The sequence below is a fragment of the Spirillospora sp. NPDC048819 genome (assembly GCF_040650055.1).
Classification (GTDB): Bacteria; Actinomycetota; Actinomycetes; order Streptosporangiales; family Streptosporangiaceae; genus Spirillospora.
This window is the reverse complement of the sequence record NZ_JBEZGN010000007.1, coordinates 172,140-186,110: the sequence shown is the minus strand read 5'-3', so window position 1 is coordinate 186,110 and position 13,971 is coordinate 172,140. Positions and strand designations below refer to the sequence as shown.

Annotated in this window: 13 protein-coding genes; 3 read left to right on the top strand and 10 right to left on the bottom strand. The window is 72.8% G+C overall.

Annotated elements, in window-relative coordinates:
* Position 1: 1 nt before the first annotated feature.
* The 8 genes from AB0C35_RS13025 to AB0C35_RS12990 form a co-directional block, all read right to left on the bottom strand.
* A complete protein-coding gene (locus AB0C35_RS13025) occupies positions 2 to 1,030 on the bottom strand; it encodes an oligopeptide/dipeptide ABC transporter ATP-binding protein (RefSeq protein WP_358454142.1) in 1,029 nt (342 codons plus the stop codon).
* Entirely contained in the window at positions 1,017 to 2,042 is a 1,026-nt protein-coding gene (locus AB0C35_RS13020) for an ABC transporter ATP-binding protein (protein WP_358454139.1), read from the bottom strand. The genes AB0C35_RS13025 and AB0C35_RS13020 overlap by 14 nt, the downstream gene beginning before the upstream one ends.
* Positions 2,039 to 2,971 carry an ABC transporter permease gene (locus tag AB0C35_RS13015; RefSeq protein ID WP_358454137.1) on the bottom strand — a complete coding sequence of 311 codons (933 nt, stop codon included), beginning with the start codon at positions 2,969 to 2,971 and terminating at the stop codon, positions 2,039 to 2,041. Before AB0C35_RS13015 ends, AB0C35_RS13020 begins: the two co-directional genes overlap by 4 nt.
* Entirely contained in the window at positions 2,968 to 3,927 is a 960-nt protein-coding gene (locus tag AB0C35_RS13010) for an ABC transporter permease (RefSeq protein ID WP_358454134.1), read from the bottom strand. The genes AB0C35_RS13015 and AB0C35_RS13010 overlap by 4 nt, the downstream gene beginning before the upstream one ends.
* Positions 3,928 to 3,988: 61 nt before the next feature.
* Complete coding sequence (locus AB0C35_RS13005; protein WP_358454132.1) at positions 3,989 to 5,626, bottom strand: ABC transporter substrate-binding protein; 1,638 nt, start codon at positions 5,624 to 5,626, stop codon at positions 3,989 to 3,991.
* A gap of 53 nt (positions 5,627 to 5,679) precedes the next feature.
* Positions 5,680 to 6,540, bottom strand: coding sequence for a fumarylacetoacetate hydrolase family protein (locus AB0C35_RS13000; RefSeq protein WP_358454129.1), 861 nt, complete (start codon positions 6,538 to 6,540; stop codon positions 5,680 to 5,682).
* A gap of 3 nt (positions 6,541 to 6,543) precedes the next feature.
* Positions 6,544 to 7,467, bottom strand: coding sequence for a Gfo/Idh/MocA family oxidoreductase (locus AB0C35_RS12995; RefSeq protein ID WP_358454126.1), 924 nt, complete (start codon positions 7,465 to 7,467; stop codon positions 6,544 to 6,546).
* 52 nt (positions 7,468 to 7,519) lie between these two features.
* Positions 7,520 to 8,545 (bottom strand): Gfo/Idh/MocA family oxidoreductase, encoded by a 1,026-nt coding sequence (locus AB0C35_RS12990; protein WP_358454124.1) that lies wholly within the window; start codon positions 8,543 to 8,545, stop codon positions 7,520 to 7,522.
* A 176-nt stretch (positions 8,546 to 8,721) separates the two neighbouring features.
* Here AB0C35_RS12990 and AB0C35_RS12985 point away from each other — a divergent pair, with 176 nt between their 5' ends.
* The gene (locus AB0C35_RS12985; RefSeq protein ID WP_358454121.1) at positions 8,722 to 10,059 is read left to right on the top strand and encodes an aspartate aminotransferase family protein; all 1,338 of its coding nucleotides are present in this window, start codon (positions 8,722 to 8,724) and stop codon (positions 10,057 to 10,059) included.
* A 65-nt stretch (positions 10,060 to 10,124) separates the two neighbouring features.
* On the opposite strand, the gene AB0C35_RS12980 is transcribed toward AB0C35_RS12985, so the two are convergent.
* Together AB0C35_RS12980 and AB0C35_RS12975 are read right to left on the bottom strand one after the other, a co-directional pair.
* Positions 10,125 to 10,763 carry a response regulator transcription factor gene (locus AB0C35_RS12980; RefSeq protein WP_358454119.1) on the bottom strand — a complete coding sequence of 213 codons (639 nt, stop codon included), beginning with the start codon at positions 10,761 to 10,763 and terminating at the stop codon, positions 10,125 to 10,127.
* Positions 10,760 to 11,953 (bottom strand): sensor histidine kinase, encoded by a 1,194-nt coding sequence (locus tag AB0C35_RS12975; protein ID WP_358454116.1) that lies wholly within the window; start codon positions 11,951 to 11,953, stop codon positions 10,760 to 10,762. The genes AB0C35_RS12980 and AB0C35_RS12975 overlap by 4 nt, the downstream gene beginning before the upstream one ends.
* Before the next feature lie 169 nt (positions 11,954 to 12,122).
* Between AB0C35_RS12975 and AB0C35_RS12970 the strand changes: the two genes are divergently transcribed.
* Both AB0C35_RS12970 and AB0C35_RS12965 read left to right on the top strand, forming a co-directional pair.
* Complete coding sequence (locus AB0C35_RS12970; protein WP_358454113.1) at positions 12,123 to 13,244, top strand: FtsX-like permease family protein; 1,122 nt, start codon at positions 12,123 to 12,125, stop codon at positions 13,242 to 13,244.
* A complete protein-coding gene (locus tag AB0C35_RS12965; protein WP_358454110.1) occupies positions 13,241 to 13,927 on the top strand; it encodes an ABC transporter ATP-binding protein in 687 nt (228 codons plus the stop codon). The genes AB0C35_RS12970 and AB0C35_RS12965 overlap by 4 nt, the downstream gene beginning before the upstream one ends.
* Positions 13,928 to 13,971: the final 44 nt, after the last annotated feature.

Below are 13,971 nucleotides of genomic sequence, written 5' to 3'. Positions count from 1 at the left end.
GTCAGGCGGTGGCGAGCACGTCGGCGGGCTCGGCGAAGTGGCAGGCGGCCGGATGGCCGACGCCGTCGCGCTCGACGAGCGGCGGCGTCTCGGTCGCGCAGACGTCCCGCGCCTTCCAGCAGCGGGTGCGGAACCGGCAGCCGGACGGCGGGTCGATCGGGCTCGGCACGTCGCCGGTCAGCATGATCCGCTCCCGCCCTTCGCGGGCGCCCGGCCGCGTGCGCGGCACGGCCGACAGGAGCGCCTGCGTGTACGGGTGCGCCGGGCTCCGGAAGATCTCCTCCCGGGTGCCGCGCTCCACGATCGTCCCGAGGTACATCACGGCGATCTCGTGCGAGACGTGCCGCACCACCGACAGGTCGTGCGAGATGAACAGGTACGCCACGCCCAGCTCGCGCTGCAGTTCCCGCAGGGTGTTGACGACCTGCGCCTGGATCGACACGTCCAGCGCGCTGACCGGCTCGTCCAGCACGAGGACCTTCGGGCCGAGGGCGAGCGCGCGGGCGATCCCGATGCGCTGCCGCTGCCCGCCGGAGAACTCGTGCGCGTACCGGCGGGCGTGCGAGGGCGCGAGCCGGACCATGTCCAGCAGCTCGGCGACCCGCGCCGGGCCCCCGTCGTCGTAGCGGCCCTGGACGCGCAGCGGCTCGGCGATGATGTCGTGGACGGTCATCCGCGGCGACAGCGACGCGTACGGGTCCTGGAACACCAGCTGCAGGTCGCGGCGGAGGGCGCGCAGCTCGGCGCCGCGTACGCGGGTGACGTCCCGGCCGGACACGGCGATCCGCCCGGCGGTGGGCGCCAGCAGCCGCGCCGCCATCCGTCCCGTGGTCGTCTTGCCGCAGCCGGACTCGCCGACCAGGCCGAGCGTCCGCCCGGCCCGCAGCGAGAAGTCGACGCCGTCGACCGCGTGGACGCTGCCGGTCCGCAGGCGCAGCGGCCCCGACCGGACCGGGAAGTGCTTGACGAGGCCGGTGACGCCGAGAACCTCGTCCGGCTCCGCCGGCGCCGCCTTCTCAAGCTCGGGCATCGGTCTCCTCCCCCGCCAGCTCATGGTGGAAATGGCAGGCGCTCGCGCGCCTCGTCCCGGACTGGACCAGCTCAGGGCGTTCCACCCGGCACCGGTCCCGGACCATCGCGCAGCGCGGCGCGAACGCGCAGCCCTCCGCGACCTCGCCGGGCGCCGGCGGGGACCCGGGGATCGGGGTCAGGTCGCCGACCTCGCCGTCCAGCGAGGGCAGGCTCTCCAGCAGCCCCCGCGTGTACGGGTGCCGGGGCGAGTCGAAGATCGCCGCGACGGTGCCGTGCTCGACGACCCGCCCGGCGTACATCACCACGACCCGGTCGGCCAGCTCGGCGACCACGCCGAGATCATGGGTGATCAGCACCGTCGCGGCGCCGGTCTCCCGCCGGGTCAGCCGGATCAGGTCCAGCACCTGGGCCTGGACGGTCACGTCCAGCGCGGTCGTCGGCTCGTCCGCGATCAGCAGGTCCGGGTCGTTGGCGATGGCCATCGCGATCATCGCGCGCTGCCGCATCCCGCCGGAGAACTCGTGCGGGTACTGCTTCAGCCGCCGCTCCGCGCCCGGCACCCCGACGAGGGCCAGCAGCTCGGCGGCCCGCGCCCGCGCCTTCGCCCGCGACATGCCGGGCCGGTGCAGCCGCAGCGCCTCGCCGATCTGCGCGCCGACCGACATGACCGGGTTCAGCGCCGTCATCGGATCCTGGAAGATCATCGCGATCCGGCCGCCGCGCAGCCTGCGCAGCTCGCGCCGGGGCATCGCGCGCAGGTCGGACCCGTCGAACACGACCCGGCCCGAGACGACCCGGCCCGGCGGCTTGATCAGCCCCAGCGCCGACATGGCGGTGACGCTCTTGCCCGATCCCGACTCGCCGACCACGCCGAGCGTCTCACCGGGCGCGACGGTGTACCCGGCGCCGTCCACGGCCCGGACGGTCTCCTCGTCGCCGGCGAACTCGACGACCAGGTCCTCGATCTCCAGCAGCGGCCCGGCGGGTTCCTTCTTCGAGAGCGAGGTCATGTGCGTCCTCCCGGCGTGACGGCGTCGCGGAGCCCGTCCCCGACGAAGTTGACGGCGAGGACCGTCACCGCGATCGCGACGCCCGGCGGTATCCACAGCCACGGCATCGTCTGGATCAGCGTCAGGTTCTGCGCGTCGTTCAGCATGTTCCCCCAGCTCGCCTGCGGCGGCCGGACACCGAGCCCGAGGAAGGACGCGGTGGTCTCCAGCATGATCGCCTGGGCGACGGCGAGGGTGCCGGTCACCGTGACCGGCGGCAGCGCCGCGGGGACGATGTGCTTGCGGATCAGCCACCGCGCGTTCGCCCCGGACGCCTCCGCGGCCTGGATGTACTCGCGGTCGCGCAGCGACATCGTCACGCCCCGCACCACCCGGCCGGCGACCGGCCACTGCGTCATGCCGATCGCGACGATCAGGACCGTCACGCTCGGCCCGACGATCCCGGCGAGCACCAGGATCACCACGACGGTCGGGAACGACATCACGATGTCGGCGATCCGCATGATGACGTTGTCCACCACGCCGCCGAACAGCCCGGAGACCGCGCCGAACAGGGTGCCGACCACGACGGCGCCGAGCGCGGCGGCCAGCCCCACCAGCAGCGACACCCGCCCGGCGTACAGGGTGCGGGCGAACACGTCGCGGCCCGAGGTGTCGGTGCCGAACCAGTGCGCGCCGGACGGGCCCTGCCGCACCGCGTCCAGGTCCACCGCGTTCGGGTCACCGGCGATCAGCGGCGCGAGCAGCGACATCAGCACCACCGTGCCGAGCACGGCGCCGCCGGCGACGGCGAGCCGGTTCCGCCGGAACCGCCGCACCGCCCGGGCCCGCGGCGACGCGGACGGCGCCCCGCCCGGCCCCGGACCCTTCTCCAGGGACGGCTTCTTGCTCACCTTCTCGGCCGGCGCGCCGGCGGGCATCGCGGTCATCGCAGGCTCACTCTCGGGTCGACGACGGCGTACAGGACGTCCGCGATCAGGTTGCAGAGCAGCACCAGGACCGCCACGTACAGCGCGAACCCGACGATGACCGGGTAGTCGTGCTGGCCGATCGAGCTGACCGCGAGCTGTCCCATGCCGGGCCAGGCGAAGACCTGCTCGATCACCACCGCGCCCGCCAGCATCTGCGGAATCTGGTACATGACCACCGTGATCAGCGGGATCAGCGAGTTGCGCAGCGCGTGCCGCATGACGACGCGGGCCCGGGACGCGCCCTTCGCCTCCGCCGTCCGGACATAGTCGGCGCCCAGCTCGTCGACGAGGCCGCCGCGCACGTAGCGGGTGAACGGCCCGGCGGTGACGAACGCCAGGATCAGCCCCGGCAGGATCAGGTGCCGGAGCTGGTCGACGGGCCCGCCGCCGCCCGGCGTCGTCATCCCGGCGGACGGCAGCACGCCCCACTTCAGCGAGAACAGGTAGATCCCGACGATGCCGAGGAAGAACGGCGGCACCGACACCGCGGCGAGGCTGAGGACGGTCGCGCCGTAGTCGACCGCGGTGTTGCGGCGCACCGCCGCGGCGACGCCGAGCGCGACCGACACCACCAGGGCGACCACCAGCGCGGCGCCCATGAGCTGCAGCGTCGGCCCGACCCGCTCGCCGAGCACCGCCGAGACGGGGCGGTTCGCGACGTAGGAGTATCCGAAGTCGCCGTGCAGCGCGCCCGACAGCCAGTTGCCGTACTGGACGACGACGGACCGGTCCAGGCCCAGCTCGTGCCGCTTGGCCTCGATGAACGCGGCGCCGCCGCCGCGCATCTGCTCGGGGTCGACCATCATGCGGACCGGGTCGCCGGGCGCGACCCGCACCAGCACGAAGATGCCGATGCTGATCAGCACGAACACGAGCGCGTTCACCAGCAGGCGCCGGATGACGTAGGCCGCCATGCCTCACCTCCTCCCGTCGGTACCGGCCGGGCCGGGGCGAGCGGCCCCGGCCCGGCGCGGGTCAGCTCAGCTTCCAGTTGGCGAAGTTCCAGGTCCCGACCTCGTTGGTCGGGAGGCCGGCCGGCTCGAAGCCGGACAGGCGCGTCCGGTACGCCCAGACCGTGTCAGGGTTGTAGAGCCACAGGTACGGGACCTGGGCGTTCTCGACCTTGGCGGCCTGCTGGAACAGGCTCTTGCGTTCCGCCGGGTCGGCGACCGCGTCGGCCTTGGACAGCAGCTCGTCCAGCTCCGGGTCGCAGAAGTGGGCGACGTTGCCGCCCGCCGGGTACCCCTGGTCGCAGTCGGCGATGGTGGAGACGGTCGACGGCTCGGTCGCGTAGTTGCCGCCGCCGAACAGCGCCATGTCGTACGACTTCTCCTCGTAGGACGACAGCAGCTCGTCCGCCTGCACCTGCTTCAGCTTCACGTCCACGCCGGCGGCCTTGAGCTGGCTCTGGATCACGGTCACGGCGGTGTCGCGGTCGCGCTGCCCGGGGATCCACGACAGCGTGACGGGCTTGGAGCCGTCCCAGCCCGCCTCCGCGAGCAGGCTCTTCGCCTTCGCCGGGTCGTAGGCGTAGTCGTTCGCGGCGGACGAGGCGACGTCGCCGTAGAAGCTGGAGTTCACGACCGTCCCGGCGCCGCCGAGCACCTTGCCGACCAGCCCCTTGCGGTCGATCGCGGTGAGGAACGCCTGCCGGACGCGGGCGTCCTTGAACCGTTTCTGGGACTGGTTGAGGGCGATCCGGGTGAAGCCGGGGCTCTTGGCGGACACGACCTTGACGCCGTCCATCTGCTTCACGGTCGGCAGGTCGGTCGGCGAGACCTGGGTGAGGTCCATCTCGCCGGTGCGGAGCTGGGCGGTCGCCACGTCGGAGGTGACCGGCTTCAGGTACACCTTCTTGATCGAGACCGGCTCCCGGAAGTTGGGGTTGGCCTTCAGCTCGACGTACTGGTCGGTCTTGTAGTCGACGAACGTGAACGCTCCGGAGCCGACGGTCGGCTCGGTGAAGAATCCGTTGTCGCCGAGTCCCTCCGCCGGCACGTCGCCGAGGACGTGCTCGGGCAGGATCGGGGTGTTGCCGATCAGCCCGGGCAGCCCCGCCGCCGGCCGCGTCGTGGTGATCTTCACGGTGGTGGCGTCGGGGGCGGTCACGCCCGCGAGGGAATCGGCCTTGCCGTCCGCGAGGGCCTGCGCGCCGGTCACCGCGGCGAACTTGCCGGCCTGCGCGCTGCCCGTCTCCGGGTCGGCGAGGGCGGTGTAGGTGAACACGACGTCCTTGGAGGTGAGCGGCTTCCCGTCGCTCCACTTCAGGCCCGGCTTGAGCTTGAAGGTGATCGTCTTGGCGTCGCCGGACACCTCGGGCGCGGCGGCGGCCAGGTGCGGCTGCAGCGCGTAGGACCCGTCCGCGCCGTACAGCGAGTCGAAGATGAACGACATGACGAGCTGGTCGGGCCCGTTGTTCGGCGCGAGCGGGCTGAACGTCTTCGGCTTCTGGTACAGGTACATGTTCAGGACGCCCGCGTCCCCGCCGGAGGTCTTCTGCGTCGGGTCGGAACTGCAGGCGGCGAGCACACCGGCCGCGAGCACGCCGCCCAGTGCCGCCGCGGCGCCCCGCCTCACTCTGCCGGTCTTCGTCCTGCCGGAACGAATGGTCATTGACTTGCCTCTTCTCGGCGGTGGCCGGGGAATCCGCCCGGCCACTGGTCCGCTCAGCGGACGCGGTTCACCAGGCTTCCGAGCCCGGTCACGCGGACCGTCATCTCGTCGCCTGCGGACAGGAACTCCCCCGATGCCATCCCCACCCCGGACGGCGTGCCGGTGTACAGCACGTCGCCGGGCTCCAGCGTCATCAGCCGGGACGCGAACGCCACCAGCTCCGCGACGTTGAAGATCATCTGACCGGTGTCGCCGTGCTGCCGGACCCGCCCGTTGACCTCGAGGACGACCTCGAGCTTCTGCGGGTCGGGCACCTCGTCGGCGGTGACGAGGTACGGGCCGAGCGCGGCGAACCCGTCGAGCCACTTGCCGTTCAGCCAGTCGAAGAACGCGACCGCCGGGTCGTCGGTGTCGCGTTCGTGGCCGTAGTCCATCTTCCGGGCCGACACGTCGTTGCCGATCGTGTAGCCGCCGACGTGGTCCAGGGCGCTCTCGACCGGGATGTCCTTGCCGCCGCGCCCGATCACCACGACCAGTTCGGCCTCCCAGTCGATGCTGGGGCTGACGGACGGCAGCGCGATCTCCTCGCCGGGGCCGCTGACGGAGGTGGCGGGCTTGATGAACAGCCGCGGCGAGATCCGCGACTTGTCGATCCGCTCCCCGCCCGTCTCGGTCACGTGCTCCTGGTAGTTCGCGGCGACCGCGAGGACCTTGCCCGGACGGAGCAGCGGCGCGAGCAGGGTCACCTCGTCCAGCGCACGGGTCGCCCCTCCGGGCCGGGTGGGTGCGCCCGCCGCGAGCGAGGCGACCACGGGCAGGAGGTCGCCGGAGCCGAGGTCGGTGACGCGGCCGCCGTCGACGATCGCGCCGTGGCGGACTGCGCCGTCCGGCAGGCGGTACGTCGCGAGCTTCATGGATCAGACCTCCGGGGAGTCGATCGGCACCGGTGTGCCGAGGGCCAGGGAACGGGCCGCGGCGTCGGTGACCCGCAGCGCGGCGAGGGCGTCGGCCGGTCCGGCCTCGGGCGGCCGCCCGCCGGCGACGGCGGTGTGCAGGGCGCCGAGCATCCGGCCGACGGTGCCGGGGCCGTGCCAGGCGGTGCGGTTCCCCGTCACCGTCCGGACGGACGCGCCGGGCCGGGCGGCGTCGACATCCATGACTCCGCCGGAACCGCTGATGCGGTACCGGTGCAGCGCCATGCCCGGAGCGTCCGCGGTGCCGCGCAGCCGGCCGACGGTGATCGTGCTGGTCAGGCCGTGCTCGTGGTCGAGCAGCAGAACGGTGAGCCGGCCGTGATCGCGGCCCGGCATCGCGTGCACGCGGCGGACCGCCTGCCCGGTGAGGGCGCGCACCACGTCCACGGGGTACATGCCGAAGTTGACGAGCTCGCCGTCCGGGCACGGGTCGCCGCCGTCGACGAGGAAGTCGGCCTGGACGTTCCAGGGGAGCCCGATCCGTCCCGAGGCGAGCGCGCCCTTGGCGGCCTGGACGGCGGCGCCGAACCGGTGATGGTGCGCGGGCATGCAGACCAGCCCCGTCTCGGCGGCGACGGCGGCGATCGCCTCGACGTCCGCCGCGTCCAGGGCGAGGGGCTTGTCGGCGAGGACGTGGCAGCCGGCGCGCAGGGCCTCGATGACACGGGCGGCACGCTCGGCGGGCGGCGCGCACACGCACACGATCTCGGCGCCCGTTTCGCGGACGGCGGCCGTGAGGCCGGGGAGCCCGCTCTCCACGACCGTGAACCCGGCGTGTTCCCGGAACGCGGGAAGGTACATGTCGTGCTGGTGATCCTGGGTCCCGAGCCCGCCGGACCCCCAGGGCAGCACCCTCAGCGCGCGCATGACGCGCCTCCTCGTGGGAGGACGGCCCCCCACACCCCCCGGTTCGCTCCGCTCATGAAGACGTCTCCTTCAGGATGTCGGCGACCCGGACGGGCGCACCGGTCGCGATCGATCGTTCGGCGGCGACGCCCATGGCCACGGCGAGCAGCCCGTCCGCGCCCGTCACGGCGGGCGGGCCTCCCGTGACGGCGTCGGCCCATGCGGCGATCTGGGCGGCGAACCCGTCGGTGCCGCCGGGCGGGAGCAGTGCCATGCCCGTCTCGTCGGTGACGGTCCCCGCCTCCGCGTCCCAGGGAAGCGTCAGGATCCCGCCGGTGCCGGCGACCATGACGTCGCGGCGGGCGAACGACGCGGGACGGTGCCCGCGGCTCATCTCGCACACGGCGGTCGCGCCGCCCGCGAACCCGACCGTCATCTCCAGGTAGTCGTAGATGCCGAGTTCGGCGGCGGTCTGGCGGCGGCCGCGCGCGTACACGGTCTCGGGGGTGTCGCCCGTCCACCAGGTGACGAGGTCCAGCAGGTGGACGCCGTTGTGCAGGGCGTGCCCGCCGGACCGGCCGGGGTCGAGCATCCAGCCGCGCCAGTCCGGCCAGATCCAGCCGCCGAGAATGGACAGCCGGACGAGGTCGACCGTGCCCAGCTCGCCGGACCGCACGACGTCCCGGACCGTCCGCGCGTAGTCATAGTGGCGGTGGCTGTGCGCGGGCATCAGCACCCGCCCGGCCGCGGCGAACGCCTCCACGGCGCGGCGGGCGCCGGCCACCTCGGTGGCGAGCGGCTTCTCGATCAGCAGGTGGGCGCCGGCCTCCGCGATCTGGACGGCGATGCCGGCGTGCGTGTCGTTCGGGGTGCACACGACGCAGCCGCCGGCGCCGGTTCCCGCGAGCGCCTCGGCGAGGTCGGTGAAGGCCGGCACGCCGCCGTTGGCGCGGGACGCGGCGGCGGCCCGGCCGGGGTCGATGTCGACCACGCCGGCGAGGTCCAGCCGCGGTTCGGCGTGGATCGCGGCGGCGTGCTGCGCGGCGATGAAACCGGTGCCGACGACCAGCACCGGGACCGGCACGGAATGGGATTCCATGTCGACGGATCCTGAGCCCCGGACCATTCACGTGTCAAGTAGCGGTCGAGGAAAACCTAGAAATACTCCTGTTCAGGTCACGATCCGCTGACCAGACCATTGACATGGAACACCTTTCCATGAACCATTCGTCCGGACAGTTCCAACCACTCGTCAACCACTTGGGGGCTCCCAGAATGACCACCGCCGAGCCGGCCGGGCGCAGGTCCCGCGGCGCGGAACTGCTCGCCGCCGCACGGACCGTCATCCCGGGAGGCGTCAACTCCGCGACCCGCCTGGTCGGCGCGCCGCACGCACTGACCGCGGCGTCCGGCGCGTACGTCACCGACGCCGACGGCCGCCGCTACCTCGACTACCACGCGGCGTTCGGCGCGATCCTGCTCGGCCACGCCGCAGCCGAGGTGGACGACGCGGTGCGGGCCGCCGTCGGCGGGCTCGACCTCGTCGGCTGGGGGGTCACCGAACCCGAGATCGAACTGGCCCGGCTGGTCACCGAGACGATCCCGTCCGCGGAGCAGATGATCTCGGCGATGTCGGGCAGCGAGGCCACCGCGCAGGCGATCCGGCTGTCCCGGGCGGTCACCGGCCGTCCGCTGATCGTCAAGTTCCAGGGCGGCTTCCACGGCTGGCACGACGCCGTCGCCCGCAACGTGATCTCCGCGCCGGACCGCGCCTACGGCAGCGACCCGCTCTCGCGCGGCATCCTGCCCGAAGCGCTGGACTCCACGCTGATCGCCGAGTTCAACGACCTGGACTCCGTCCGCGCCCTGTACGAGAGGCACCCGGACCGGATCGCCGCCGTGATCATGGAGCCGATCCCGCACAACGTCGGCGCCCTGCTCCCGTCGCAGGAGTTCATCGAGGGGCTGCGCGCCCTGACCACCGAGCGCGGCTCCCTGCTGATCTTCGACGAGGTGATCACCGGTTTCCGCCATGCGCTGGGCGGCTACCAGCAGATCTGCGGCGTCATGCCCGACCTCACCACCTTCGGCAAGGCGATGGGCAACGGCTACCCGATCGCCGGCCTCGCCGGCCCCCGGCACCTCATGGAGCACTTCAGCTCCGCGGGCGGGGACGTCCTGCTGGCCGGAACCTTCAACGGCAACCCGGTCTCGTCCACCGCCGCCATCGCCACCATCACGCACCTGCGCGACCACCCGGACTTCTACGAGCACACCCACGCCCTCGGCGACCGCATGCGCGCCGGCCTCACCGGCATCTGCACGGAGCTCGGCATCGCGGCCACCGCCGCCGGCTTCGGCGGGGTGTTCGCCCTCTACTTCACCGAGTCCCCGATCCGCGGTTACCGCGACCTCATGCGCAACAACGACGACGCCTACGTGGCCTTCCACCGCCGCATGACCGACCGCGGCTTCCTGATGCTCCCCCTCACCCTCAAGCGCAACCACATCTCCGCCGCCCACACGTCAGAGGACGTCGACCGCACCCTGGAGGCCGCCCGCGACGTCCTCCGCACAATCCGCGACGAAGGCCTCCTCCCCCCAACCCAGTAGACCGCCCGCCGGACGGGAACACCCCCGTCCGGCACCGAATCCCAAGCGCCACGCGCGGCGTGCGGTTAGGTGGGGTGGATTAGGCCGCGGCGGGTTGCGGCGGCCACCGCGGCCGTGCGGGAGTCGACCTCCAGCTTGGCGTAGATGTGCACCAGGTGGGTCTTGATCGTGGTCTCGCTGAGGAACAGCCGCTTGCTGATCTGCCGGTTCGACAGCCCTTCCGCGACCAGGCCCAGCACCTCCAGCTCCCGTGCGGTCAGGGAGGTGGTGGAGGTCCGCATCCGGCCGAGGAGGCGGGACGCGACGCTGGGCGCGAGCGCGCTGTCGCCCGCGGCCGCGGACCGTATCGCGGCGTGCAGCTTTTCCGGCGGCGCGTCCTTCAGCAGGTAGCCCGTGGCGCCGGCCTCGATCGCGGCGAGAATGTCGGAGTCGGTGTCGAAGGTGGTCAGCACCAGGACCCGGGGGGCGCCGGGCCCGGCGCCGGTGATCTGGCGCGTGGCCTCGCTGCCGTGGATGCCCTCGCCGAGCCGCAGGTCCATGAGGACCACGGCGGGCCGGAGGCGGCGCGCCTCGGCGACCCCCTCCTCGCCCGTCGCGGCCTCGCCCACCAGCTCGAAGTCGGGCTGGTCGAGCAGCATGGCGCGGATGCCCGAACGCACGACCGGGTGATCGTCCACCAGCAGGATCCGGATCGGCGGGCTCACCGTTCCTCCCCTGTGCCGGGCAGGGGGAGGGTCGCCGCCACGGCCGTGCCCTCGTGCGGCGCCGACTCGACGGTCAGCGTCCCGCCCAGCGCGCTGGCGCGTTCGCGCATCGCCTGCAGCCCGTAGCCCGTGCCTTCGCCGTCCGCCGGCGCGTCCGAGGGGTCGAAGCCGCATCCGTCGTCGAAGACGTCCAGGACCACCATGTCGTCCAGGTAGGTCAGCGTCACGCCGACGTTGCCCGCCTGGGAGTGCCTGGCGGCGTTGCCCAGCGCTCCTTGAGCGATGCGCAGGAGCGCGACCTCGTACTCGATGGGCAGTTCGACGGAGGTACCGGACATCTCGAAGCGGATCCTGGCCGTGGACCGGGCGGCGGCCGACGTGGTGATGCGGCGCAGCGCGTCCACGAGGGAGGAGCCCTGGAGGACGGGCGGAGCGAGCGCGCGCACGAAGTTGCGGGCCTCTTCGAGGTTCTCCCCCGCGGCCTCCTCGGCCTCCGCCAGCCGTTCCCGCGCGGCCTCGCGGTCGGTGTCCAGGTCGCGCCGGGCGGCGCGCAGCAGCAGGATGATGCTCGACATCCCCTGGGCGAGGGTGTCGTGGATCTCCCTGGCCAGCCGCTCCCGCTCGGTGAGCCGCGCGGCGTCGCCCTCCGCCCGGACGAGTTTCTCGCGGGTGCGCACCAGGTCGTCGATGAGCATGCGGCGCTCTTCGCTCTCCCGGTGGAGCGCCTGGTACGCCAGGGCCATCAGGGTGGCGACGGCGGCGCCGATGCTCGGGCCGAGCACCTCCGCGAGGGTGAGCCCGCCGCCGTTCCAGGCGACGGCGCCGATCGCCGCCGCGGTCAGCAGGACCACGCCGGTCATCGCCGCGGGCAACTTCAGCAGGTGCAGGTAGAGGGAGAACAGCGGGAAGGCCAGCCACACGAAGCCGGGGGAGGCCAGCGTCAGCGCCGCCCACCCGGCGGTGAGCAGGGCCAGCCACACGCGCGCCGGGCCTGGACGTTCCCGGTACCTGGACGCCGGCGACGCGACTCCGGCGATGTAGACCGCGCCCAGCACGAGGCCGCCCGCCACTACCGGGACCAGGCCGTCGTACAGGCTGCGGACCAGGGCGATGGTGAGCAGCAGCAGGAAGGTGCCGTGCACGGCCCAGCCGAGCAGCCGCATCGCCGGGGAGAACAGATCGTTCCTCATTTCTCACTCAGCGTAGGCGACGGCGGGTCTGGGCTGCATCGATCGAAAGGTGGATTCCAGGCGTCCGGAAGAAGGCGGCTCGCCGGTCCCCCCGCACGATGTGGCGCGTCATCCCGGTGCCGGAGGCTGGGAAGCGTCCACTTCGACGCACGGGAACGGGGAGATCACGGTGTTCGTGGCACTGAGAGACCTGCGATTCGCCAAGGGGCGGTTCGCGCTCATGGGCTCGGTCGTGCTGCTCATCACGGTGCTGGTGACCATGCTGTCCGGGCTGACGGCGGGACTGGCCGCCGACAGCTCATCGGCCATCGAGAACCTGCCCGCCGACCGGGTCGTGTTCGATGCCCGCGGAGCGGCGGACGGGAAGATCTCCTTCTCCGACAGCCGGATCAGCGGGGAAACCCTGCGGGCGTGGCAGGACGTTCCGGGCACGGCGGCCGAGCCGCTCGGCATCTCGATGGGCCGGATCTCCTTCAGCGCGTCCGGGGAGCAAAGCAAGTCCGGGGGGCAGGGCACGGCTGGGGAGCGCGGCGCGCCCGCCGCCCTCTTCGGGGTCTCTCCCGGCGGCGAGGCGGGGAACGCGGGCCGATCGCCGTCCGCGGGTCAGATCGTCCTGTCGTCCGGGCTGGCCGAGGGCACCGGGCTGGCGTCCGGGGACGAGGTCCAGATCTCCGGGCACGCGTTCACGGTCGCGGGGACCGGCGGCGCCTCTTCCTATAGCCACACCCCCGTCGCCTGGATCGGGCTGGGCGACTGGCGCACCCTCAATGCGCAGGCGGGCGATCAGGCCGCCACCGTCCTGCTGCTTCGCCTGACCGGGGAACCCGTCCTCGACGCGGTCGACGAGCGCCTCGGAACCACCACCGTCGCGCGCGGCGACGCCAAGTCCGCGATTCCGTCGTTCTCGGCGGAGAACGGATCGCTGCAGCTCATGCGCGGGTTCCTCTTCGTCATCTCGGCCCTCGTCATCGGTGCGTTCTTCACCGTCTGGACGATCCAGCGCCAGGCGGACGTCGCGGTGCTGAAGGCCCTCGGTGCGAGTACCGGCTACCTGCTGCGCGACGCGCTCGCCCAGGCCGTCCTGGTCCTGCTGGCGGGGGCCGGGCTCGGCGGCGCCGTCGGGGGGCTGGCCGGGCTCGCGGCCGCCGGGAGCGTCCCGTTCGTCGTCTCGGCGTCCACCACCGTGCTGCCCGTGGCCGTGATCGTCCTGCTCGGGGCCGCCGGCGCCGCACTGGCCATCCGCAAGATCACATCTGTCGACCCGCTGACCGCTCTGGGAGCCGCACGGTGAACCTCGCCATCGACGACGTCGTCCTGACCTACCCCGACGGAGACCGCACCCTCACCGCGCTCGACCACGTGAGCATGACCGTCGAGCCCGGCGAGTTCACCGCCGTCGTCGGCCCGTCCGGTTCCGGCAAGTCGAGCCTGCTGGCGGTCGCCGCGACGCTCATCACCCCGGACTCCGGCACGGTCACCGTCGCGGGCCGCGATGTCACCGGGCTACGTCCCGCGGAACGCGCCCGGCTGCGCCGCGACCACGTCGGCATCGTGTTCCAGCAGCCCAACCTGCCGGCCTCGCTGACCGCCCTCGACCAGCTCACCGTGATGGCGCACATCGCGGGCCGGCCGCCGCGGCGCGCCGCCGCCCGGGCGCGGGACCTGCTGGCCTCGGTCGACCTCGCCGGCGTGGAGCACAAGCGTCCGCACCAGCTGTCGGGCGGCGAGCGGCAGCGGATCAACATCGCCCGCGGGCTCATGAACGCCCCCCAGGTGCTGCTGGTCGACGAACCCACCAGCGCCCTCGACCACCACCGCGGCGAGCAGATCGTGGAACTGCTGGGACGGCTGACACGCGAACGCCGACTGGCCACCGTCATGGTGACCCATGACCTGGCCCAGCTCGGCGCGGTCGACCGCGTGTACTCCATGGCCGACGGCCGGCTGTCCAGGGAGAGCCGAGTCGCGGCGTAGCACCGCGTGCCGGGCGGGTGGGTGGGTGGGTGTCAGCCCGGACG

What these genes read in the sequence shown, in the direction of transcription:
- AB0C35_RS13025 (WP_358454142.1), bottom strand. Translation starts at nt 1,030, where the DNA reads ATGCCCGAGCTTGAGAAGGCGGCGCCGGCGGAGCCGGACGAGGTTCTC.
- AB0C35_RS13020 (WP_358454139.1), bottom strand. Translation starts at nt 2,042, where the DNA reads ATGACCTCGCTCTCGAAGAAGGAACCCGCCGGGCCGCTGCTGGAGATC.
- AB0C35_RS13015 (WP_358454137.1), bottom strand. Translation starts at nt 2,971, where the DNA reads ATGACCGCGATGCCCGCCGGCGCGCCGGCCGAGAAGGTGAGCAAGAAG.
- AB0C35_RS13010 (WP_358454134.1), bottom strand. Translation starts at nt 3,927, where the DNA reads ATGGCGGCCTACGTCATCCGGCGCCTGCTGGTGAACGCGCTCGTGTTC.
- AB0C35_RS13005 (WP_358454132.1), bottom strand. Translation starts at nt 5,626, where the DNA reads ATGACCATTCGTTCCGGCAGGACGAAGACCGGCAGAGTGAGGCGGGGC.
- AB0C35_RS13000 (WP_358454129.1), bottom strand. Translation starts at nt 6,540, where the DNA reads ATGAAGCTCGCGACGTACCGCCTGCCGGACGGCGCAGTCCGCCACGGC.
- AB0C35_RS12995 (WP_358454126.1), bottom strand. Translation starts at nt 7,467, where the DNA reads ATGCGCGCGCTGAGGGTGCTGCCCTGGGGGTCCGGCGGGCTCGGGACC.
- AB0C35_RS12990 (WP_358454124.1), bottom strand. Translation starts at nt 8,545, where the DNA reads ATGGAATCCCATTCCGTGCCGGTCCCGGTGCTGGTCGTCGGCACCGGT.
- AB0C35_RS12985 (WP_358454121.1), top strand. Translation starts at nt 8,722, where the DNA reads ATGACCACCGCCGAGCCGGCCGGGCGCAGGTCCCGCGGCGCGGAACTG.
- AB0C35_RS12975 (WP_358454116.1), bottom strand. Translation starts at nt 11,953, where the DNA reads ATGAGGAACGATCTGTTCTCCCCGGCGATGCGGCTGCTCGGCTGGGCC.